This is a genomic window from Verrucomicrobiota bacterium (assembly GCA_039192515.1).
Lineage (GTDB): Bacteria > Verrucomicrobiota > Verrucomicrobiia > Methylacidiphilales > JBCCWR01 > JBCCWR01.
Map to the genome: position 1 here is coordinate 22,700 of JBCCXA010000028.1, position 21,863 is coordinate 44,562.

Here is a 21,863-nt window from a genome sequence, read left to right on the forward strand (position 1 = left end):
ATTGAGAAGATTAAAATCTATGGATAGTAATGCCTCACCTGAACAAAAAGAGATTTTGGAAACTATTCGCCATTGCGGCAAAGATGAAGAATCGAGGCTAAAGCTTATCTCTCTTTATTCTCGTATACTAAGGGCTGCGGAGGCTGACCGAAGAGACATAGTTGGCATCTTGGATGACGACCGAAGCCTTGTAAAATACCTGGACCAATTTCTGCAAGCTAACCATTACAAGACAATGTCAGCAACCAATAGTAAAGCTTTTCTGAATTTATGCTCCTCAAAGAAACCCTCCCTAATCCTTCTCGATATAGGCATGCCGGATATGGATGGAGGCGAGATGATGAACATCTTACACTCAAATCCTGACACGGCGGAAATACCGATCATTTTCATGAGCGGCATTATCGATAAAAACGAAGAGTCCTATTTGAACCGAAGCTCCGTAAATAATATTCGCTACCTGGCTAAGCCATTTGAAAATGAAGTTCTCATCAGTGAGATAAACCAATCATTACACAAAAGTGAAACTAGTTTGTCCTATGTGGCCTCTGATGAGGTCAATAGCATTCGTCTACGTATTACTCGACGAATGAATTCTTCAGGTCTCATGATAAAAAGCGTCAATATGCTTATTACCAAAATAGAAGAACTCATGGTTGAAATGCAGTATACTCGAGATAATTTAATTCCCGTAATCAACACCCTTTTTGAAAAAGGAAAGGTCTATATTGAATCAACAGACTTCGCCGAAAAGTGGGAGTTGATGAATGATACTCACCCAGATAAATCAATCGTTCTTTCTGCTTTGGATGCTTACGCATAACGATTTAATTTCTCATGCCTCATCCTTATAATTAACCCACCTATGTTGGTTACAAGTGACAGGGGGTAGATTTTTAAAACTGATTGCTAAAGCCTAAGTCTAGGTGTTCGATATACTACGCTATGTCCACTGTAGAAGAAGATGTTCCAATAAATGAGCCCGGGATTAATATTCAAGAGTATAGTGGTAAATACTTAACATTCGTTCTAGGAGAAGAATCTTTTGGTGTTGCAGTTATCAAAGTCCGTGAAATCATTCGAATGCAAGAAGTTACAGAAGTTCCTCAAATGCCAGCCCATATCAAGGGGGTCATCAACCTTCGAGGAAAAATTATTCCTATTGTAGACCTTCGCATCAAATTCAATTTAGAGATGCAAGAGCTAACTAACAAAGCTTGTATCATCGTTGTTCAAGTCCTTAGTAAAGAGGGCTCTGCAAGCCAAATGGGCATTATTGTGAATGCAGTTGAGGAGGTGACCAACATCTCTGGGGAAGCCATAGAAGAGGCTCCTAGTTTTGGGAACCAGCTCGACCAAAATTACATTCTAGCCATCGCTAAGATTAAAGATAAGGTCAAAACCCTTTTAGATATCGACACTATATTAGAGCCAGAGGATTTAGTTGGCCAAAGTAGTGCTTTCATGGATTTTTAATTAACATTTCAAATGTATAGCGAACCAAACCAAGGGGCATATACACTTATACAGCTCTAATTTACAATTTGACTCCAGATTATTATGAACGATTTTACAATGGCTAGTCATAAGTCTTCAAACCTCCCTCCAAAAAGTATGTCAGAAAGCCAGAAACAAGTCCTTGTGATGGACGACGAACCTTTGCTTGCTAAATTCTTCACCCGTGCATTAGGAAGGATTAATTGCAATGTCCACATCGCCCACAATGGCCAATCTGCAGTAGAAACTTTTAAAAATCTCACGGACGAAGGCATGCATATTGATCTTATCATCCTAGATATAAATGTTGGAGACGGTCTTGGAGGCAAAGAAACTTTTGATGAAATCATAAAAATAGACCCTCAGGCAAAAGTCGTTGCCTGTAGTGGAGCTTCCCTGGACCCCTTGATTACCCATTATGCCGATTATGGTTTCGTTGGCGCTATTGCCAAACCCGTGCAAGTCAATGAGCTCACGCAAAAGGTTCTATCTTTTCTAGTGTAGTGACTGTAATTGAAGCCGATATACAATTATCACTTCAATTATCTATGACGCCTTTAACCGACAAAGAATACACCTATATCAAGAATCTAATCTATGATAAAAGCCGAATTGACTTAGGTGATAATAAACGAGAACTCGTTAGCTCTAGACTCGGCAAACGCCTTCGAGCAACACAAAAGGGGTCTTACCAAGAATATCTCAAATTTCTGCAAGCAGACGATTCTGGAACAGAACTGACACATCTAATCGACGCGATATCAACAAACCACACCTACTTTTTCAGGGAATACAAGCATTTTGAATTCTTGGATTCCTCGGTCTTACCTTGGCATAGCACTCAAGTCAAAAAAGCGGGCAAACGACCTTTTAAAGTCTGGAGTTGTGCGAGTTCATCAGGAGAAGAACCTTATTCACTTGCAGTACATTTAGAGGAATATTCGCAGAAGGACAAAAATTTTTGCTGGACTATTGACGCGACAGATATCTCCACAAATGTCCTAGATAAAGCTAGAAAAGGCATTTACGCCGAAGAACGTTTAAAAGAAGTTAGAAAAGATCAATTAGCCAATTTCTTTCAAAAGGGAACGGGAAAATGGACAGGTTATTACCGTGTAAAAGACCCCTTGCGGAGTAAAGTAAATTTTCACCACCTTAATCTATTACAATCAAGGTATCCCTTTCAAAAGCCCTTCGACGTCATTTTTGTTCGCAATGTGATGATCTATTTTGATAGAGAGACGCAAGAACAGTTAGTGAATCAACTTCATAACAGTTTGCGCCCTGGTGGTTATCTAATGATAGGTCACTCTGAAAGTTTGACCAATATTAGGCATCCATTTCAAGTCGTTAAGCCAGCCATTTACCGAAAGAATGAAACATCCCAATGAATACTCATAAAAAAATAAAAGTCCTTATAGTAGATGACTCTGCAGTAGTCAGGCGCATGACATCAGAAGTTTTAGGATCTGACCCTGAAATCGAAGTGATAGGGACGGCGCTAGATCCATATATTGCTAGAGAGATCATGCTTAAAAATAACCCAGACGTATTGACCCTTGATATAGAGATGCCCAGAATGGACGGTCTCACATTTCTCAAGATTATCATGGAGAAAAGGCCCATGCCTGTAATCATCATGAGTTCTTTGACACAACAGGGCTCAGAACATGCTTTAAAGGCACTACAACTCGGTGCGATTGATATCATGCCAAAACCGGATGGCAGTTTTTCAGTAGGAGCTCTTAAAGAAACACTCATTGATAAAGTAAAAGCGGCGGCCACTGCTCGCATGTCTGCCCATAGAGGCTTAATGGGAAAAAAACCCAGCACACCCTCAGCGCAAACATCGCGTGTAAACTTATCTAATGCACAAAATTCAACCCAAGCCCTACAGCCTTCCCGCCAAACCTCTAGCGTCAATTTATCATCTGCGTCTCGTCCTGCAGCCGCTACCACACCCAATCAATTTAATTCAAAACAGATTATTCTTATCGGATCATCAACCGGAGGCACAGAAGCTTTGAGAGAAGTACTTACTCGTATGCCTGCATCGATCCCACCAATAGCTATTGTCCAACATATTCCTCCTTATTTTTCTAATGCATTAGCAAATCGTCTCAATGGCATATGTCCATTTGAAGTACGTGAGGCAAAAGATAATGATAAGCTCCACGCTGGATTGGTCCTTATAGCGCCAGGAGATTACCATATGCTGTTACAATGGAAAAACAACAGTTACTCTGTTCAGCTAAAGCAAGGCGCACCTGTTTGGCATCAACGGCCAGCTGTGGATATTCTCTTTGCCTCAGCTGTAAACTGTAACCCTGAACATTCCGTAGCCACGGTATTAACGGGCATGGGTAAAGATGGTGCAGATGGGTTGCTCAAACTTAAAAACGCAGGTTGTATGACTTTCGCTGAGCATGAAGATTCATGTATTGTTTATGGCATGCCTAGAGTTGCCAAGGAAATCGGAGCTGCCAAAGAAATGGTCCATCTTGATAATATGGCTAGTAGACTGATGCATGCTGTGAGCAGAAAAAAAGCCGTCGCCTGATAAAGCCGGTAATTATATCTACCTAAGCGGAATATTCTTCCTCTTGATCAACTTCTCAGCCTGCACAATAAAAATTTTTACTAATTAGTTATTAACAACTTCCGATACCTAAAAGCGGAAGTTATGTCAATATCAGTAGGCGGATTTTTTAGTGGACTAGACACCTCATCTATTGTGAGCCAGTTAACAGCTCTCAATCGCATACCCATTAATTTATTAGAAATAGAAAAATCTGAACTCAACACTGCTGATGAAGCGTACGGCTTTGTTGACAGTAGTCTAGAAAGCCTTAAAGACAAACTGTCATCAGTCGACGACGCAAGCGATTTTGATCTTAGAACTGTCTCTACGTCTGTATCGACAGTGGGCACGGCTTCAGTTACCTCTTCTGCAGAAGTTGGTTCATTTTCTTTAGAAATCACACAAGTTGCCACTGCATCTACTTTTACCAGTGGAAAATCTAGTGCTATTCCAGCTGCTACAGACACAGTCTCAAATGTTTTCGGAAGCACTGCAGTAGGAACCTTTACTATTAATAATGTAGAAATAACACTCGATGGAACAGAGCAACTTGATGACGGAGCCTCCACCGGTCTAGTTGGTAAAATCAATCAAGCACTAACCGACGCAGGTGAATCCATTAGTATTGCCTACGCATCAGGGACAGGCCTTTTCACCATAACTTCTAGCAGTCAGCCCTTGATTGTCTCCTCAGGCACAAGTGACTTTTTGCAACAAGCTCAACTTTTTAATAATGCCTCTACTTCAATTACTTCATCAAATTCTATAGGACGTATTAATGCAAGCTCTGCGTTGTCAGGACAAAGTTTAGCTGCAAGTTTAACATCTAGCGGATCTATTGTGATTAATGGTGTAGAAGTCTCTTATACTGATACGGACACCTTACAAAATGTGCTTGACCGAATCACCTTAAGTAACGCTGGTGTAGCTGCTAGCTACGACAATTACAATGACCAAGTCATCTTTACGGCCAAAGACCGGGGATCAAATAGTATCACTGTTGCCAACGGAACAACGGGTAATCTAGTAGAAGCTCTCAATTTAAATAGCGGAACACTAGCAGTAGGCCAAACTACCAAATTTAAAGTAGATGGGGGCGCTGAAAGAGAAAGCCAAGATCAAACCCTCACTGAATTAGAGTTAGGTAAAAATGGAGTCACTTTTAATGCTATTGAAACAGGCACGACAACTCTAACAACTGATGTAGATGTGACAGGCATCAGAAACAATATTGAGTCACTCATTGAGCAATACAATGGGACTCAAAACCTTGTCGACAGTTACATCAGAATCGATACGAATGATATTACTAATAGTGGAACACTTTCTGCGGAAGGAAGCCTCACTTTTCTCCCCCAAGAACTACGCGACGCCTTTCTAAGCACTATTAACCCTACTTCAGGCGCCAGCATTGTCACAGCTCTTGACCTTGGAATAGAAAGTAACTCTGATGATAACACCGTAACTCTTTCCGATAGCACCGCATTAGAAAATGCCTTACGGGACAATTTAGATGAGGTTATCAGTCTCTTTACAGATTTTGAGTCAGGTATTGCAAATGCTATAGAAAACACGATAGAGGCCTACGCTACAGGTATAGAAAATGTTATTGAAAACAGACGGGAAGCTATTGATGATGAAATCCAGCGAATTGATGATGAAATAGAGCTAACAGAGGCTCGCGTGGAAGCTGAAAGGGTGTTTTTAGAATCTCAATTCGCCCTACTGGAACAAACACAAGCTCAGACGGGAGCATTTGGAAGCATCCTATCATCTAGTTTACCACCAACTTAGAGGTACTAATTATGCAAGTCATTATTGATTCTGAAACAGTTGAAATAGAAACAAAGACAAGTAACAACTTCGAAGATGCCTGCTCGCTCATCATGCAATGGTTAGTGCAGCGAGATCGTTCTATTTCAAAGTGTAAAATAGATGGCAAGCTTATTGAAACAATTGAAGAAGCTCGCTGCTTATTTAATGTCAACTCTTCACTTGAAATTGAGTCCATCCCGGTTGCTGTAGCATTGTATCAATCTGTAGGTGAACACTGTGATTCCTTAAAAAGAATTGAAGAAGATTGCGATGAGCTAGTAACTGATAGCCTACTGGAAGAACCTGAAGTATTGCTAAGACAATGGCAAAGCCTCTGTCACAAACTCAAACAAGAAATAGGTTTTTTGCCTAATTTAGCACCCCTGCTAACAGACGAACAACTTGATAGCCTGATTGAGAAAAACCTCACAGAGCTAAACGCCATCATGAATGATATTCAAAAAGCTCTTAGCAAGGCAGATGTTGTCGCTTTCTCAGATATCCTGGAATTACGCTTATCCGTATGGATTTCCAATTTTAGTGAATTTTTACTTACCCAGCATAAGATGTTAGAACCCATTGCTAAAGAACAGACTTCTCCATGAATCCAAGACAGCTCTATTTAGAAAGCCAGGTTAATTCCGCAACCCCAACAGGACTTATCATCATGTTATATGATGGGTTGCTACGCTTTGCTGAAGGAGCAGTTAAAAATCTAAAAGAGAATACCAATACTTCGAATACTGAGGCTGCTGAGGCTGTAACACGCTGCAATAAAATCCTAACCGAATTGAATGTATCTCTCGATCACCAAGTAGACCAAGAATTCTGCTCTCGTATGTCTGAGCTTTACGCCTTTTTCATCAGTCAATTTAACGAGGCTGTCCAACAGAAAAATGCTCAATACATCGAAGATGTTATTCCCATGATTACAACTCTTCGAGACGCCTGGGGGGAAGCGGAAGTTAAACCCGATGATCAGCCTAATAAGGAAACAAGAGCCGCATAATTTCATAGCCTCTGAGGCCTGAAAGCCATGGCTAAATCCCAAGTTGATAACTCTTCTCGAGGCTCTCTAGAAAGAATTCTCTTTGTCGAATCAGTAGATCAAACCGAAACCTATTTTACCAAGGGCCTGCGCCAAGGCGCTACTCAATCAGGCGCTATATGCGAAGTAATCTTCCTGCGTGACAGTAAAAAGCAATTAAAGGCTGAAGACCAGATTCTTAAAGAAACAGTGGATTATGACCCTGATCTCATTGTTTTTATCATGGATTCACCTCTATGTTTCCCAAACCTATGGAAACGAATGGATAAGCTCCGAAACATACCAAAGTGGTCCTTTTGGTATGACGACTTCATGCGTAGTCCCCTCACACTTGAATCTCCCGATACTTGGAATGATTGGCAAAAGAACTATCATGTCACTTGTTTTATATGGGATGGATACTGGAGGCAAAAGTGGCAAGAATTCACTGGTCATCAAGCCCTAGCAACACACCTGGCAGCTTCTCCTACTCAGTTCAACCCGCAAGCCAGCCCTTTGTACCCGGAACTAAAGGAATTTGCTGTTATGACAGGGACGATTCCTTCTCAAATCAACTTAAGAGATGAAGCAGAAGCCCTACCCGTCACCATTCGAAGATGCTTGCAAGAAACGATAGAGACCCTTAGCTGTGAGCCATGGCCTATTCGCCCTTACGAAACCTTCAACCAGGTTATTCTTAATTCCTCCATGAAGTCGCAAACCGTGACCCAGGCTTGGCTACTAGAACCTCATCATCAATATAGCCTGAATCAATTGTTATGGCAGTGGAGCAAAAGAATCGTGAGGCTTAGAGGCTTATCTGCGGCATCAGATATAGGACCCGTCGCGGTTTTGAGCGGCCATCACTTACAAAGCTATGCCTGTGAACAAGAAATTCGCAGCGCATTGCCCCGAAATGCTGAATTTAAATTTTACGATACAACAGATATTTCTTCTCATGACTGGAGCGCCCTTTACCGATCAGGACTGATTCAACTGCAATTCACCGACCCTCAATCCATACAAGGAGGTATCCCCTTTCGTGTCTTCGAATGCGCTGCGAGCCAAGCCCCTCTAATTACAGATTCTCGCCCTGAGCTTGCTTTACTGTTCCCAGAGCGTAGCTCTATCTACTTATGCCAGGATGAGAATGACTTATGCCAGAAGCTTTCCACGAACGAATGGAAAGACTGTCCATCCACTCAACTCACCTATCAAAATTTCTTGGACAATCACACTTGGGTCAAACGGTGGCAGCAATTACTGAGAACTTATCTCATCCACTTGATCGGTGGAGAAAATGAGCATTCCACCCATTCGATACGTCAATTATCTCAATCTTCTTCAAATAGAGCCGATTTTAATGGGGAAGAGTAATACCTATTATGCGAGTTGCATACCCAAAAACAGCTGAAGAGCTTATTCTTCATGAATCAAGGTTCTTGCTAGATGCTACTTCTGTGACTAAGGACAGTGTCCGCCAGGTCAGTCTTGCCCAAAAGCTAGAGGAGTACATCCTACGAATAGGCTATTCAAATACGCATGTCATGGGCATCGTTATCCAACTCATGACTCGAGGAAAGCTTATGATCGAATTCCGCAAGTATAGGGAACGACTCGAACTCATGGATAATAGTGACATTATTTCTCGAGCTCAGGCAGTCACTCTCTTTGACGATTCTATTGCCAACCTTAATAAAAAAGACCCATCAATTAGAGTTGAAAGTGATCACAACCTCACCCAACGAATCGTTATTCAGCCTCGAGAATCCCAATAAACACCAAACACTTATTTGATACTCAGGATGTTGCAATGCTTTCGATGCTGTGTTAGTTTGACAGATAATGCCTAGAGATAAAGAGTCACCTCGTTCGCCTAAATTGCCTAAGCCACCTCAACGTGGCCCCAATGGTGAGGGTAACGATAATAAAAATAACCGCCCACCCAACCAAAGCAACTGGAAAAGTCTACTGCTCTTTTCTTCACTGCTATTTATTCTAATTTTATGCTTATACTGGAATAAACAGCATTCATCTGCCGGCGAAACCACGATGGAGCTACCGCAATTTTACAACATGCTTCAACAAGAACGCATCAAGGATGTCACTCTTGTCAAAGAACCTGCTAACCAGATTACCTACTTACAAGGACGTTATATCACTGAAATATCTAATTTTGATACCGGCTCGACCAGCGAAAAAGACCGTTACAAGAAATTTCGCACCTATGTAATTCTTGACCTGGAAGGCGAAAAACTAGAAAAGGCCATAGCTGAGAGCAACATTAAAAATCTTCCCCATAAATACAACCATGACCAATTCTGGCAGGCTTTCTTCAGCGTGTTGCCATTTATCCTATTCATCGTGCTTATGTACTTTATTTTTCGCCAGCAAATCAAAATGGCAGGCAAATCTGCATTCAACTTTGGGCGCAGTAAGGCCAAGATGATGAATAAGGAGAAAAATAAGATTACTTTCAAAGACGTTGCTGGCGTCGACGAAGCCAAAGAAGAAGTTCAGGAAATTGTGGAATTTCTTAAAGACCCCAGAAAGTTCCAACGCTTGGGTGGAAAAATCCCCAAAGGAGTTATGATGGTCGGCCCACCAGGGACAGGAAAAACCCTTCTTGCTAAAGCTATTGCCGGAGAAGCTGATGTCCCCTTCTATGGGATAAGCGGTTCTGATTTCGTGGAAATGTTTGTCGGTGTGGGAGCATCCAGAGTTCGTGATATGTTCGAACAGGGGCGTAAATCAGCACCTTGCCTTATTTTCATTGACGAAATTGATGCCGTAGGGCGCAGCCGTGGTCACGGACTGGGCGGCGGCCATGATGAGCGTGAGCAAACTCTCAATGCTATGCTTGTAGAAATGGACGGAATAGACACACAAGAAGGTGTCATCATTATAGCTGCTACAAACCGCAAAGACGTCTTGGACCCAGCCTTGCTTCGCCCCGGCCGATTTGACCGTGAAGTCATGATTAATCTGCCTGACGTCAAAGGTCGTGAACAAATACTCAAAGTCCATTCTCAAAAAGTAAAACTAAATGAGAAGGTGGAGCTCAGCAAAATCGCTCGCGGTACACCCGGCTTTTCAGGCGCTGAAATCGCTAATCTAATCAATGAAGCTGCTCTTCTCGCTGCACGCCGTGATGCCGAGTCGATTGAGCAATTTGATCTAGAAGAAGCTAGAGATAAAGTGCGCTGGGGCCGTGAAAGACGTTCTATGGCCATGACAGAGGAAGAGAAAAGAAATACTGCTTATCATGAAGCCGGTCACGCTCTACTTAATGTTATCCTTCCCAATACAGACCCCCTTCATAAAGTATCTATTATCCCCCGAGGCCCTTACTTAGGAGTAGCTATGTATCTTCCTGAGAAGGACCAGATCAGCTACTACAAGCTTAAGCTTTTAGACCTCATGTGTGTTACTATGGGGGGACGGGTTGCTGAAGAAGTATTCTTAGGGGATGTATGTAGCGGTGCCGCCGGAGATATCCGTCAAGTTACTACCATAGCTCGAAAAATGATATGCGAGTGGGGCATGAGCGAAAGACTAGGCATGGTGGAATATGGAGATCATGAAGATTATGTCTTTTTAGGTAGGGAAATTGGGAAATCACGTGGTTACAGTGAATCTACCGCCCAATCCATCGACAAAGAAGTTCTAGATCTTGTCAATTCTGCTTACGATAAGGCATCGAGCATGATCAGAGAAAACAAAGACAAAGTTGATCAGATTGCGAAAGCTCTGCTCGAGTACGAAACACTAGATGGAAAACACATTGAGGAAATTGTGGAATTTGGCGAAATTAAAAACCCGCCACCTAAGAACCCGGATCCCCCGGCTACGCCATTACCCAAAGAACCATTGGAATCTAAGGAGAAATCGTCCGCATCAGGACCAGATGACGACGTCCTACCAGGTCTTGAGGGTGCACCTGCTGGAGCCTAATGCCCCCGAATTTTTCTCAAGACATTCAGCTTACAGCCAATCAATATCATGAATAATTGTATCTTTGGCCTTAGCTGATGTTTGGGGATAATCAAGCGTGTAATGAAGACCTCGGCTTTCCTTACGCTGGAGAGCTGATTCTACAATAATCGAGCAGGTATGCACTAGATTCCTCAGTTCAAGCAAATCAACAGCCACCTTGAAGTCCCAATAATATGCTTGGATCTCCTGATTGAGTATTCCCAACCTAGTTTTAGCACGCTCTAGTCTCTTATTTGTTCTTACAATACCTACATAATCCCACATCAACTGTCTAATTTCGCGCCAGTTATGGGAAACGACAACCCTCTCATCAGGATCATCAGCATCACCTTCCTCCCAATCTGTCACCTGGAGCTCATCATCCTTATTCTTGGCCTGTTCTACGGCAAGATCGTGACATCGGTGTGCCATTACAAGGGCCTCCAATAATGAATTACTTGCTAACCGATTTGCACCATGTAGACCGGAGTGAGCCACTTCTCCTATGGCAAATACCCCAGGTAGAGTAGTTGCTCCATTCACATCTACCTGGATGCCTCCACACTGATAGTGAGCTGCAGGTACTACAGGAATAGGCTCACTAGATGCATCAATTCCATTTCTAAGACAATAGGAATAGATGTTCGGAAAACGAGTTTCAATGAAGTCTTTGCCACGATGCCTTATATCCAAATACACACAGTCTGCGCCAGATTTCTTCATCTCGGCGTCAATTGCCCTTGCTACTATATCGCGCGAGGCCAAGGATCCCCTTTCGTCGTAATCGAAAGCAAATTCAAGCCCCAGTTTATTTACCAATTTAGCCCCTTCCCCACGCAAAGCTTCTGATATGAGAAAGGATTTCGTTAATGGGTGATGCAAACAGGAAGGATGAAACTGGATAAACTCCATATTTACAATGGGAATACCTGCCCGAAAAGCCATTGCCACTCCGTCTCCTGTCGCAATATCAGGATTAGAAGTATATAAATAAGTTTTTCCACAACCACCGGTAGCCAATATGGTCACAGAAGATAAAAAAGTTTTTACCACTCTACTTTTAGGATCGAACACATAGATACCTACACACCGCTTTTCTCCAGAAAGACCCAGCTTATCACTTACAAGAAGATCGATAGCAAAATAATTTTCGAATACCTCAACTCGTTCATCTAGTTCGATTGCTTTGATGAGAGCACGCTCTATCTCTTTGCCTGTCATGTCGGCAGCATGTAGGACTCGCCTCTTGCTGTGCCCCCCCTCTTTACCTAAATCTAACGCGCCTTTCTCCTTTGCCGTGACATTATCCCGCTCCGAAAAACGCACCCCAAGATCAATCAACTCCTGAATACGCTGAGGACCATCCGCCACTACATCTCTTACTACCGTTTCATTACATAAGCCAGCTCCAGCTCTTAAGGTATCCTGAATGTGGAGTTCGAACGAGTCCTCCTCAGAAGTTACACAGGCAACTCCTCCTTGAGCATAGTTCGTGTTGGATTCCCTGCGGTTTTTCTTTGTTACGACTGCAACTTTGCCGTGTTTTGCGAGCTTCAGTGCTAAACTCAACCCCGCAATTCCACTGCCTAAAATAATAAAATCAAAAGATCTACTCATCTACCAACTTTACTCTACATCATGCTTTCTTTATAGCTTCTACAGGTATGGACTCGCACATATCCCGCCAGCCTAGGAAATTCCAAGTATTGGGAAAACCTGAACACTGATGTGGTTTAACTTGATTGACAACACAATGATTCTTACCGTCCAAGAAGACACACTCATGTGTTACTTTATTTTTGAGGATTAGGCATTGCCTAGAAGGATGCAAATCCGTGTAACGTTTTGTGAACTCCAAGACTGGCATATTAAGGTATTCTGCTAACCGATCGAGATCACTTTCTTTAAGTGTGACCTGTCCTGGCCAACGGCAACAATTTCCACATCTTTGACATTGATAAAAAACTTGCATGGGTATCTATTTATCACTATCTTCTCATTCCCATTTCTGCAAAGGAAAAAGAAAAGGAGCTGTAGCTCAATTGGTTAGAGCACTGCCCTGTCACGGCAGGGGTTGCGGGTTCGAGTCCCGTCAGCTCCGGACCTCTAGGTAGAGATAGCCCTTAAGCCCTTACTTAGAAAGATCCTCATCTTTAATAGATTATTCTAATTACATAAACGCTAGGTAAAGAAATATAATAACTGGCCCAAGAAAGGCAATAGCATACATCAAGGCCCCCCAACGTGGAGCATCAAGTCCTTTTACAGCTCTGTAAAGTTTGATCGCGACAAGAGAGGTTAAAATACCAAAGAATACGACAGCACAATAAATCAATCGTTGCATCTGCTCTGGCGTTAAATTATCTATCTCAACGTACATATCAATTTCCACTTCCTAGCAGACTATTGCCCAACTATACGACTTCTTTAATATAAGATAGGATATCCCTGGATTAAAAGAAAAAGACTTCTAGAACTTCTTTTATAACAAGAAGGTCGAGCATACAATTTTGCATTTCTAGACTCTCGCTGTATGTAGGTTCATATGATAGGTTTGCTTTCCTAGATAAAGGAACTAGTATCATACAATGGCCAGTCCACCCAAAGCCTTAGCAAAACAGCTACTAGACTCCTATGAGAGAGTAGGTGGTATTAATAACATTGATAATGCTAACCTTCCTTCCAAGAGTGCTATCAAAGATATCTGTTGCCAACTCCTTGAGCTCCTTTTCCCAGGCTATTATTGCAACGAGATTATCCGTTCGAGCTCTGCGGAAGCTATCACTACGAACAAAATAGTTCATCTTCACCAGGTCCTCTCACTAGAGATTACTAAGAGTCTGGAATTTTCACCTCCCGAAGGTGAGCTACTTGGGGATTACAATCAAAAGGCCAAAGACTTGACATGCAACTTCCTACAAAAGCTACCCGAACTTCGCCAAATTTCCTCTACTGATGTTGAAGCAGCATTTGACGGAGATCCTGCAGCATCCTGTTACGAAGAAATCATACTAGCATACCCTTGTATTGAAGCTATTTCTATACAACGTATGGCTCATGTCTTAGATCAGCTAGGAATTACTCTGATCCCTCGTATGATGACAGAATGGGCACATAGCCGCACAGGTATAGATATACACCCTGGCGCTAAAATTGGCTCCTATTTCTTTATAGATCATGGAACTGGTGTCGTCATAGGAGAGACATGTGTCATAGGGCATCATGTTAAAATTTATCATGGCGTAACTTTGGGAGCTCGTTCTACATCTGGAGGTCAGCGGCTGCGTGGCCTCAGGCGTCACCCCACCATTGAAGATTATGTCACAATTTACCCAGGAGCCACTATCTTGGGTGGCGAAACAGTCATCGGTTCACATAGCACCGTGGGAGGTAATGTATTTATTCTTAATTCTGTACCAGCTCATAGCCTTGTGACTTACGAAAAAGGCTCTGTCGTTGTTCAAGATAAAACATCTATGAAGCCAGCGAACGCTTAAAGCTGAATAGTAAGCAGGAAATCTACAGCTGGATGACCCTTCAATATTTTTCTTCCTACTGGCATAGAAACAAATTACATACGCATGATATCACAGAATCTGGGCGAGATGCTTAAGCCCTTGAGCTAGAAAAAAGGGGAGTCAATAAAGATTTATCAAACACTGTTTGAGCATTGCTTTTAGAAGCAAACGAAAGAGAAGCTATTAAGTGAGCGGAGCACCAATCCAGATGGATTAAAAATATGGGACTCAAAAACGTAGCCCCTCTAAATGACTCTATATTTCTTGGAGCCAAGATCTTACACGGATCTTTAAGTCTCTATTGCATAATTCGGGTTAAAGGGTAGTTTCATTTTATGATTGCGCCAGCAACCCAGGATCTAGAGCAAGCACAGATCAATTTCGAACAATTCTTCCAAGACTTTCTGGCCAAGAAAAAAAATGATTACGAGTACGGTGAGTTTTTTGAGTCAATCTATTTTCATATGTGCGAATACGTTGGTCGCAAAGGTAAGCGAGTCAGGCCTCTACTTCTACTTCATACCTACCGAACGCTTGGAGGCTCACGCCAACTCAACGACCCGTCTTTGACTGCTGTCGCCATTTCCTTGGAGCTCTTACACACCTTCATCCTTATTCATGACGATGTCATTGATCGCTCCGACCGTAGAAGAGGTCTCCCAACTTTCCATAAGCTCGTTGAGGAAAAGCTTAATCGCATTCAGGATGGCCCTCGTGTAGGAGAAAATGTTGCCATAGTGGTTGGTGATATCATTTTTGCTCTAGCTATTGAAACCCTCAATACAACTGATTTTCCTCCTCGTCTGAAGACGGATCTTATTTCTCTATTCTTACGTTACACAACAGATACTGGCGCAGGAGAAATTTATGATATTCTACTTGCCACAAAAGATATTCAAAAGGTTAAAAGAGAAGATATCATGCTTATGTATCATCTTAAAACAACTCGCTATACTTTTGAAGCTCCTTGCATGATGGGGGCACTATTGTGTGAAGCTACTCAAGAACAACTGCAAGCGCTAAACGATTTCGCTAAGCCCACGGGCCTAGCGTTCCAAATTCTCAATGATCTACAAGAATTCCGTCATTTCGACGCAAATGACCAACTTCTTTCAAGCGATATCCTAGAGGGTAAGAAAACGTTTCTTCTTTGCGAAGCTTATGAACGCCTGAACGAAATCGACAGATCCTTCTTGCAAATGTGTCTAGCTCAACCCACTCGAAATGATGCTACCATTGCTAAAATTAAAGATCTAATCAATCGGTCTGAAGCAGTAAATTATCTCAAAGAACTCTGTGATGAGCTCTTTCTGTCGGCTGAAACTAAACTTAACTCTAGTTTTTCCCACGAAGAAATCGTCAGCCTAACTAAAATTACCCATCGCATCAAAGATCAAATGAGCAGATAAAGTTATCCTTCATCAAGCAACACATCCTTACCATATTTCTATATACGGAATACGGTTATCATAGTGAGTATTGTACATTTATGAACTCTGTCCTGCTATTACCAGCGCAGCAAGCAACGGGGAACACTGGTTGAAGATCTGCGTGATATTTCTATTTGTCTTAATGCTTCATACAGAGCCTTAGGATACCTCCTTGTCATTTGCCTAGATATTAGGAGATCTAATGCTCACCCTGTTGCTTGATTTACGCATTTTACTCTCAAATATGAAGTCTCTTAATCGATATTTAAAATGTCATGCTTGCTATGATAGCTCACTGCTGTACCTCTACTCATTTTCGATGCAGGCGTGTATATATTTTCATATTGTTCAGTCTCCTAACAATTAATCATTTTGTATCTGGTGTAGAGATGAACTCCGTCTCAAACGCAAGAGATAATCGCCCCAATAACTCGAGCAATGTTCCATCACCAGTTATCCACTGGTCCTTTGACGGACATACTATGGACTCATTTGGCAAACTAAACCTCAGTCCTGTTGATGATCAGTATTTTTCGGATAGTGGAATAAATAATTCTAGAGCGATGCTTTTTCGAAAGGATGATAAACTAAGAACTCACATCAACAGTGAAAGATTGATAAGGGATGTATTTCCTTCCAGACCCCATAGATTTACGATTTCATTATGGTTTAAATCATTCCAAGGAGATGAAGGCAAGCAAACGCTTATTCAAATTAATAAACCCAATAGAGGTTCACATCTTTTCACTGCTCTAAACACACTGAATCTTAGAGTAAATAATCACAGAAAAGATCTCACTAAAAGCGAAGTCACCCTTCAGTCTCCATTTAATCAAAGCATACTCAATCATATTGTTTACCGCTTTGACCAAGGATTCATTTCTCTGTTCTTGAATGGTGAAAAGACTGCGGAGACTTCACTATTTTTAAACGCCAAAAAAGCTAGAGAGCCTGGTATAATCGAATTAGCTCATAAATTAAACAGTATCCATTTGGGTAGCAGCATGGTGCCAAATCCAAAGAATGGGAAAAATATGGTAATCAATGAATTTGAAGGCCTGATGGATGAAGTGAAAATCTACGACCAAGCTTTAGATGATGAAGCTATTGAAAACCTTTATCAAGGATTACCTCCATCTCATAGTTTAGCTAAGGCAAGAGAATCAACTTCCTCACAACAAGTAATTATTGGTCCTCTAGCAAATATACCCCCTAGTATTGAACCCATCCTATATTTTGATTTCGAAGACAATAGAGACAGTATGAGTAACCGGTCATTACCTCAAATATCTCCTGACCGATTTCTTGAAGAGGGTATCAGGAAATCAACTCTATACTTTGATGGAAGCCTAGAAAGCAGTGTTTGTTTTTCGTCAGATCGCCAAACTTCTGATAGTGATTTACTTAGATACAGCTACCGCTACCGAACCCTTTCACTATGGTTTAAGGCAGAAGAAAAAAGTGATGATATGCAATCTATCATCCTAAATGGTAGACCGCAAAATGGCTTCATCGTTTATCTCCTTGGCAATCAATTAAATGCCAGAACCACGACTACCACTACCGCGGAGGGTGAGAAAACCTCCGTTAACCTAAAATCTCCTGTCTCCTTTAACGAATGGACTCACTTAGTCCACCGGTTTTCGAGTGGTGAAGTCTCGCTATTCATTAATGGTAAGAAAGTTGATACAGAGCAACTAGAGGGTATTACCACCATTAGTGCAAATCATCATATGTCTTTCTTAGGTGGAGTGAGAATTGAAGAAGAAATCAAATTTCCTTACAAAGGATTTATTGACAATGTCAAAGCTTATGACATTCCACTAACAGAGGAAAATATTTTCAGAATCTATATAGGGAAAAATACTATCCACCAGCCACTGCCAGAGATTTCTTACACACCTACTGCTCCTCCTACACTGTCAGATCAGATGCTTAGAGAGATCGATCTTTCATGGGATAAGGCAGAAGATCTAATATCTGAAGCAGCATTCCAACCTAAACCCAATAATGTCCCAGGACTTGAGGTATTTGACGACCCTGCTGATATTGCTCTACTTGAGTCTACGAAAGAAGCTGTGAGAGAGAAACGTATCCTGATGGGAGCTATTATATGCTCACTCGGCATACTAGTATTAATCGTGGGTGGAATCTTTATCAAAATGAAACTGACAGTCAAAGAACGGAAACAACCGCAGGTGTAAACCTGCTTGTGATCTAATCCAAACAGTCAGTAGTCTCTTTATTGACATAAAAGAAAGACTAAGGTTTATTTTCACATATGATAACTATAACGCAAGACGCCGTAGAACACATCAAGGGACTCATTCCTGAAGAGGATAGAGTGGAAAAAGGGCTTCGCCTTTACATTGAAAAAGGAGGCTGCTCTGGACTCTCTTATGAGATGAAAATTGATATCCAGCAAGCAGGTGACTCCATGATAGAATCCGGAGGAATCAAGGTCTTTCTTGATGAAGAAAGCTCAAAATACTTAAAAGGCTCCACCATTTCCTACAACACTGGACTGACCAACACTGGCTTTCGTATTAATAACCCCAACGCCAAACAAACGTGTGGTTGTGGAACCTCCTTTGAAGCATAGACTTACTTCCTCCCTTGAGCTTATTTATCAGTTAATCGTTCAGCCAGGTATTGACGCCGTTAGAAAATACTACCGCCCTTTCGCCTGCATACAGCTATGTAGTATTTTCCTTGTAATCGCTTACTACTCATCTTCAGAACTCCAAGAAATCTGCGACATCATAGCTCAATTTAAAGAGACCAGTGGTTACTTCTTCGGTTTCCTGTCATTCGCTATAGCGGGTAGCATTATACCTGAGCTAGCTAAGTTGATGACACGAATGATATCCTCAATTACTCGTAAACAAATGAATCAGATACTTTTTCTTTTTTGCTTCTTTGGATGCTGCGGGCTCTTGGTTGATCTCTTTTACAGACTACAAACCTTCCTTTTTGGACATGATACAAAGCCACAGATAGTGATCTATAAAATCGCTCTGGATCAATTTGTCTTTACTCCCCTCATTATGCACCCTTTTTCTATGCTAGCCACCACGCTATGGGAAAAAAAATTCAACTTTCGCTCTACTCTTGTGTCTATAACCTGGTATAACTTTTTAAAGAGAATGGGGCCTGTGTTCCTAATTGGTTGGCTCTACTGGATACCTATGACCTTTTGTATCTACAGCCTTCCTAGCCCACTTCAACTGCCCTTTTGCGTACTTGCAGTTGCAGCCTGGAGCCTTCTCTTTGTATTTATTACCTCTCAGAAGCTAAAAGATTAAGCCTTCCATTTTGAAGTAATCATGTAATCTCATCCTATGAGGAATTATTGTGACTTTTTTAGTTACCTAAAACTCATAGATCCTGAGGAGCATCAAAAAATATCCGAGGGCTTTGAAGATCTTGGGTTCTTCAGTTATTGCAATGTAATAGAACAAGGAACAGATCATAATGATGCCGTTTTTCTAATTGAAAGTGGTGTGGTGGAAGTCATATACGAATCCCAGAAACAAAATAAGTCTAGAGTTGTTGCTTATCTCTCACGTGGAGATTTTTTTGGTGAGCTCAGTATCCTGACCAAGCAACCCAGAGTTGCTACAATACATGCTATGGAGAAGGTGCGCCTCTATAAGATAGATGGTGAAAAGTTTAAATCCTTACTTAAGACAATACCTGCCTTAGGCTATTACATGACGATTCATCTCGCCCACCGTGTTCGCGATATGGCGAACCAAATCAGCTACTTTAGCCATTGTATTAACCTGGGTGGCACCATTGATGATTTTGATATGCTCACTACCATTCAGACAATCTCTAGCAGCGGGAAGAGAGGTGAATTGCTGATCCGTAATCAAAGTAGTGAAATCGTTGGCAGCTTCTTTTTCCAAGATAGCCAATTAATTTACGCTAAATTTCGCCATCTCAGAGGTCTAGAGGCTTGTTGGCAAATTATTCTAGAAGCAAATCTTTCAGGCCACTTCGCTTTTGAAATAAAAGAAAAAATCAACCAAACATATGCGCAAGATACCAAGATAGGTATGGATACCATGGACATGTTAATGCAAGCTGCGACTCACCGAGATCACTATGAACGCCTCCCGGATCATTGTAGAAATATGGACTTAACTATTGAGCAACTATCTGAAAAATTTAGCTATCCCGAATGTCCAGATCCGATCCTTGCAGAAAAAATCTGGGGCCTTACCGGGCAAAGCCCACAGACTTTACAAAGCCTTTGGCTGCGCTTAGAGGTATCTCAGTACACTTTCTGCCAATTGGTTGATGCACTCATCAAAGCAAGTCAAGTCTCCTATCACAAACAGAAAAAAGAAGGCTTTTCTTTCCATTAGTCTTTTAGTAGCTATTTGCTTTACGAGTAAAAAGTGGGAAATTTGAATATGGAAGAATGTAGCCAACATTCACCTTCGGTTGTCATAGCTGGTGCAGGCGGATTCGTTGGAAAAGCCTTAATTGATCACTTAAAAAAACACCATCAAGTTATTGCACTAAGTCGAAGACCACAAAAGCCATTACCTAATGTTTTATGGAGGTCGTGCGATCTCTTCTCCTTATTACAGACTGAAAAAACACTCGACGGTGCTGATGTTGGCATTTACCTCGTGCATTCCATGCTGCCTTCCCCACTGACACAAGCCAGCTTTCAAGACATGGACCTAATCCTTGCCGATAACTTTGGCCGAGCAGCCTATAAAAAGGGTCTCAAGCATATCATTTATCTCGGAGGCCTTGTTCCAGACTCTGGTGAAAGACTTTCTGAACATCTGGAAAGTAGATTAGAGGTAGAACATGCCTTAGGACACTACGGGGTGCCAGTAACATCTCTACGCGCAGCCATGATTATTGGGGCTGGAGGCTCCTCCTTTCAAATCATGCAGCGCCTTGTGACACATCTACCTATCATGCTATGCCCTAAATGGACCCAATCGAAAACACAGCCAATTAGTCTCGATGATGTTATCAAACTCATTAAGTACTGTATTGACCAGCCACCCGATCATAACCAAAGCTTCGACATTGGAGGCAAGGAAGTCATGACCTATACTGATATGATGCAACAGACCGCTGATTTGCTCAAAAAGAAGCGCCTTATTATTCCTATTCCACTACTGACTACAAAGCTTTCAATCCTTTGGGTTCGTCTATTCTCTGGAGCTCATAAAGAGTTAATTACTCCACTCGTTGAGAGTCTAAGGCATGATATGATTGTAACAGATGGGTTATTACACCAAAAAACTCAATTCCAAAGAACACCATTCAAAAAAGCTGTGGAGGATACTCTGAGAGCAGAAAGAGAAAAAAATGAAGAATCCGTAAAACAAGAGCTTTTATCTCTAAACTGGTCTTTAGCACAAAAAAAATCTGTTTGCTCCATCCAGAGAATGCCTCTCCCCATAGGGCACGATGCTTTCTGGGTAGCAGAAGAATATGCAAGGTGGTTGCCTATATTTTTCAAAGTTTTCATCCGAGTCAAAGTGGACGCAGAAAAAAACTTAGCATTCTATATCTCTGGTCTTCCATGGGCTCTCCTAGAATTAAATTTCTCAGCAGAAAGATCTACTACTGATCGAGCCCTTTACTACATCAGTGGAGGTTTTCTCTCCCACAAAAGCAAAGAGGATGACAATTATCCGCCAGGTCGATTAGAGTTTAGAACTACCCCGGACGGGAAAAGTGCCATGGCCGCGATTTTTAATTTTCGTCCTTCACTACCATGGTTTTTTTATCGACTAACCCAAGCCCCCGCACATCTATTCGTCATGAAGTGCTTTTCAAATCACCTCAGTAAAAAGTAGCACACCTATAAAAAGCACTAAAATTTTAAGATTTTTAGACTTTTGAAATAGATTGTAACAACAAAACCCAAGGTTTTGAGTTCTTTTAGAGCTGATACTATCAACTTTCGATTAAAATAAAGAATGTTTATATATTTAGGTAATAAAATAATGTTAGTTAATTTAAGAGATTATATTGTGCAG

The 21,863-nt window shown here is 41.5% G+C and carries 21 protein-coding genes and 1 tRNA gene; 19 read left to right on the top strand and 3 right to left on the bottom strand.

All coding sequences use genetic code 11. The annotated features are described in order from the left end of the window. The first annotated feature begins 19 nt into the window (after window positions 1-19). From AAGA18_11990 to ftsH, 11 genes are all read left to right on the top strand, one after another. A complete protein-coding gene (locus tag AAGA18_11990) occupies window positions 20-823 on the top strand; it encodes a response regulator (GenBank protein ID MEM9446058.1) in 804 nt (267 codons plus the stop codon). A 122-nt stretch (window positions 824-945) separates the two neighbouring features. Further along, window positions 946-1,476, top strand: a complete 531-nt coding sequence (locus tag AAGA18_11995; GenBank protein ID MEM9446059.1) for a chemotaxis protein CheW — start codon at window positions 946-948, stop codon at window positions 1,474-1,476. Between the two features lie 84 nt (window positions 1,477-1,560). Further along, window positions 1,561-2,001, top strand: coding sequence for a response regulator (locus tag AAGA18_12000; protein ID MEM9446060.1), 441 nt, complete (start codon window positions 1,561-1,563; stop codon window positions 1,999-2,001). Window positions 2,002-2,045: 44 nt separating this feature from the next. Next, window positions 2,046-2,888 (top strand): protein-glutamate O-methyltransferase CheR, encoded by an 843-nt coding sequence (locus tag AAGA18_12005; GenBank protein MEM9446061.1) that lies wholly within the window; start codon window positions 2,046-2,048, stop codon window positions 2,886-2,888. Beyond that, the gene (locus AAGA18_12010; GenBank protein MEM9446062.1) at window positions 2,885-4,057 is read left to right on the top strand and encodes a chemotaxis response regulator protein-glutamate methylesterase; all 1,173 of its coding nucleotides are present in this window, start codon (window positions 2,885-2,887) and stop codon (window positions 4,055-4,057) included. Before AAGA18_12005 ends, AAGA18_12010 begins: the two co-directional genes overlap by 4 nt. A 123-nt stretch (window positions 4,058-4,180) precedes the next feature. Then, on the top strand, window positions 4,181-5,872 hold the full coding sequence (gene fliD / locus AAGA18_12015; GenBank protein MEM9446063.1) for a flagellar filament capping protein FliD: 1,692 nt from the start codon (window positions 4,181-4,183) through the stop codon (window positions 5,870-5,872). An 11-nt stretch (window positions 5,873-5,883) separates the two neighbouring features. After that, on the top strand, window positions 5,884-6,498 hold the full coding sequence (locus AAGA18_12020) for a hypothetical protein (GenBank protein ID MEM9446064.1): 615 nt from the start codon (window positions 5,884-5,886) through the stop codon (window positions 6,496-6,498). Next, window positions 6,495-6,902 carry a flagellar export chaperone FliS gene (gene fliS / locus AAGA18_12025; protein MEM9446065.1) on the top strand — a complete coding sequence of 136 codons (408 nt, stop codon included), beginning with the start codon at window positions 6,495-6,497 and terminating at the stop codon, window positions 6,900-6,902. Before AAGA18_12020 ends, fliS begins: the two co-directional genes overlap by 4 nt. Window positions 6,903-6,929: 27 nt before the next feature. Beyond that, window positions 6,930-8,297: a glycosyltransferase gene (locus tag AAGA18_12030; GenBank protein ID MEM9446066.1), complete on the top strand. Its 1,368-nt coding sequence runs from the start codon at window positions 6,930-6,932 to the stop codon at window positions 8,295-8,297. An 8-nt stretch (window positions 8,298-8,305) separates the two neighbouring features. After that, entirely contained in the window at window positions 8,306-8,698 is a 393-nt protein-coding gene (locus AAGA18_12035; protein ID MEM9446067.1) for a hypothetical protein, read from the top strand. Window positions 8,699-8,765: 67 nt separating this feature from the next. Next, window positions 8,766-10,874, top strand: coding sequence for an ATP-dependent zinc metalloprotease FtsH (gene ftsH / locus AAGA18_12040; protein MEM9446068.1), 2,109 nt, complete (start codon window positions 8,766-8,768; stop codon window positions 10,872-10,874). Between the two features lie 30 nt (window positions 10,875-10,904). Here the strand turns inward: ftsH and nadB are convergent, their stop codons facing one another. Beyond that, window positions 10,905-12,512 (bottom strand): L-aspartate oxidase, encoded by a 1,608-nt coding sequence (gene nadB / locus AAGA18_12045; protein MEM9446069.1) that lies wholly within the window; start codon window positions 12,510-12,512, stop codon window positions 10,905-10,907. 19 nt (window positions 12,513-12,531) lie between these two features. Next, window positions 12,532-12,867: a YkgJ family cysteine cluster protein gene (locus AAGA18_12050; GenBank protein ID MEM9446070.1), complete on the bottom strand. Its 336-nt coding sequence runs from the start codon at window positions 12,865-12,867 to the stop codon at window positions 12,532-12,534. A gap of 55 nt (window positions 12,868-12,922) precedes the next feature. Between AAGA18_12050 and AAGA18_12055 the strand changes: the two genes are divergently transcribed. Next, window positions 12,923-12,996, top strand: a tRNA-Asp gene (locus tag AAGA18_12055). A 69-nt stretch (window positions 12,997-13,065) separates the two neighbouring features. On the opposite strand, the gene AAGA18_12060 is transcribed toward AAGA18_12055, so the two are convergent. Continuing rightward, the gene (locus tag AAGA18_12060; protein ID MEM9446071.1) at window positions 13,066-13,275 is read right to left on the bottom strand and encodes a hypothetical protein; all 210 of its coding nucleotides are present in this window, start codon (window positions 13,273-13,275) and stop codon (window positions 13,066-13,068) included. Between the two features lie 208 nt (window positions 13,276-13,483). On the opposite strand from AAGA18_12060, the gene AAGA18_12065 reads away from it, so the two are divergent. The 7 genes from AAGA18_12065 (at window position 13,484) to AAGA18_12095 (ending at window position 21,680) form a co-directional block, all read left to right on the top strand. After that, a complete protein-coding gene (locus AAGA18_12065; protein ID MEM9446072.1) occupies window positions 13,484-14,392 on the top strand; it encodes a serine O-acetyltransferase in 909 nt (302 codons plus the stop codon). A 356-nt stretch (window positions 14,393-14,748) separates the two neighbouring features. Continuing rightward, on the top strand, window positions 14,749-15,822 hold the full coding sequence (locus AAGA18_12070) for a polyprenyl synthetase family protein (GenBank protein MEM9446073.1): 1,074 nt from the start codon (window positions 14,749-14,751) through the stop codon (window positions 15,820-15,822). Between the two features lie 410 nt (window positions 15,823-16,232). Then, window positions 16,233-18,047, top strand: a complete 1,815-nt coding sequence (locus AAGA18_12075) for a LamG-like jellyroll fold domain-containing protein (GenBank protein MEM9446074.1) — start codon at window positions 16,233-16,235, stop codon at window positions 18,045-18,047. A gap of 77 nt (window positions 18,048-18,124) precedes the next feature. After that, on the top strand, window positions 18,125-18,445 hold the full coding sequence (locus tag AAGA18_12080; protein ID MEM9446075.1) for an iron-sulfur cluster assembly accessory protein: 321 nt from the start codon (window positions 18,125-18,127) through the stop codon (window positions 18,443-18,445). Continuing rightward, window positions 18,435-19,148, top strand: coding sequence for a hypothetical protein (locus tag AAGA18_12085; protein MEM9446076.1), 714 nt, complete (start codon window positions 18,435-18,437; stop codon window positions 19,146-19,148). Before AAGA18_12080 ends, AAGA18_12085 begins: the two co-directional genes overlap by 11 nt. Before the next feature lie 36 nt (window positions 19,149-19,184). Then, window positions 19,185-20,216: a cyclic nucleotide-binding domain-containing protein gene (locus AAGA18_12090; GenBank protein MEM9446077.1), complete on the top strand. Its 1,032-nt coding sequence runs from the start codon at window positions 19,185-19,187 to the stop codon at window positions 20,214-20,216. Window positions 20,217-20,249: 33 nt separating this feature from the next. Then, entirely contained in the window at window positions 20,250-21,680 is a 1,431-nt protein-coding gene (locus AAGA18_12095) for an NAD-dependent epimerase/dehydratase family protein (protein ID MEM9446078.1), read from the top strand. Window positions 21,681-21,863: the final 183 nt, after the last annotated feature.

What these genes read in the sequence shown, in the direction of transcription:
- AAGA18_12010 (MEM9446062.1), top strand. Translation starts at nt 2,885, where the DNA reads ATGAATACTCATAAAAAAATAAAAGTCCTTATAGTAGATGACTCTGCA.
- nadB (MEM9446069.1), bottom strand. Translation starts at nt 12,512, where the DNA reads ATGAGTAGATCTTTTGATTTTATTATTTTAGGCAGTGGAATTGCGGGG.
- AAGA18_12020 (MEM9446064.1), top strand. Translation starts at nt 5,884, where the DNA reads ATGCAAGTCATTATTGATTCTGAAACAGTTGAAATAGAAACAAAGACA.
- ftsH (MEM9446068.1), top strand. Translation starts at nt 8,766, where the DNA reads ATGCCTAGAGATAAAGAGTCACCTCGTTCGCCTAAATTGCCTAAGCCA.
- AAGA18_12090 (MEM9446077.1), top strand. Translation starts at nt 19,185, where the DNA reads ATGAGGAATTATTGTGACTTTTTTAGTTACCTAAAACTCATAGATCCT.
- AAGA18_11990 (MEM9446058.1), top strand. Translation starts at nt 20, where the DNA reads ATGGATAGTAATGCCTCACCTGAACAAAAAGAGATTTTGGAAACTATT.
- AAGA18_12035 (MEM9446067.1), top strand. Translation starts at nt 8,306, where the DNA reads ATGCGAGTTGCATACCCAAAAACAGCTGAAGAGCTTATTCTTCATGAA.
- fliS (MEM9446065.1), top strand. Translation starts at nt 6,495, where the DNA reads ATGAATCCAAGACAGCTCTATTTAGAAAGCCAGGTTAATTCCGCAACC.
- AAGA18_12060 (MEM9446071.1), bottom strand. Translation starts at nt 13,275, where the DNA reads ATGTACGTTGAGATAGATAATTTAACGCCAGAGCAGATGCAACGATTG.
- AAGA18_12050 (MEM9446070.1), bottom strand. Translation starts at nt 12,867, where the DNA reads ATGCAAGTTTTTTATCAATGTCAAAGATGTGGAAATTGTTGCCGTTGG.
- AAGA18_12080 (MEM9446075.1), top strand. Translation starts at nt 18,125, where the DNA reads ATGATAACTATAACGCAAGACGCCGTAGAACACATCAAGGGACTCATT.
- AAGA18_12070 (MEM9446073.1), top strand. Translation starts at nt 14,749, where the DNA reads ATGATTGCGCCAGCAACCCAGGATCTAGAGCAAGCACAGATCAATTTC.
- AAGA18_12005 (MEM9446061.1), top strand. Translation starts at nt 2,046, where the DNA reads ATGACGCCTTTAACCGACAAAGAATACACCTATATCAAGAATCTAATC.
- fliD (MEM9446063.1), top strand. Translation starts at nt 4,181, where the DNA reads ATGTCAATATCAGTAGGCGGATTTTTTAGTGGACTAGACACCTCATCT.
- AAGA18_11995 (MEM9446059.1), top strand. Translation starts at nt 946, where the DNA reads ATGTCCACTGTAGAAGAAGATGTTCCAATAAATGAGCCCGGGATTAAT.
- AAGA18_12065 (MEM9446072.1), top strand. Translation starts at nt 13,484, where the DNA reads ATGGCCAGTCCACCCAAAGCCTTAGCAAAACAGCTACTAGACTCCTAT.
- AAGA18_12030 (MEM9446066.1), top strand. Translation starts at nt 6,930, where the DNA reads ATGGCTAAATCCCAAGTTGATAACTCTTCTCGAGGCTCTCTAGAAAGA.
- AAGA18_12000 (MEM9446060.1), top strand. Translation starts at nt 1,561, where the DNA reads ATGAACGATTTTACAATGGCTAGTCATAAGTCTTCAAACCTCCCTCCA.
- AAGA18_12075 (MEM9446074.1), top strand. Translation starts at nt 16,233, where the DNA reads ATGAACTCCGTCTCAAACGCAAGAGATAATCGCCCCAATAACTCGAGC.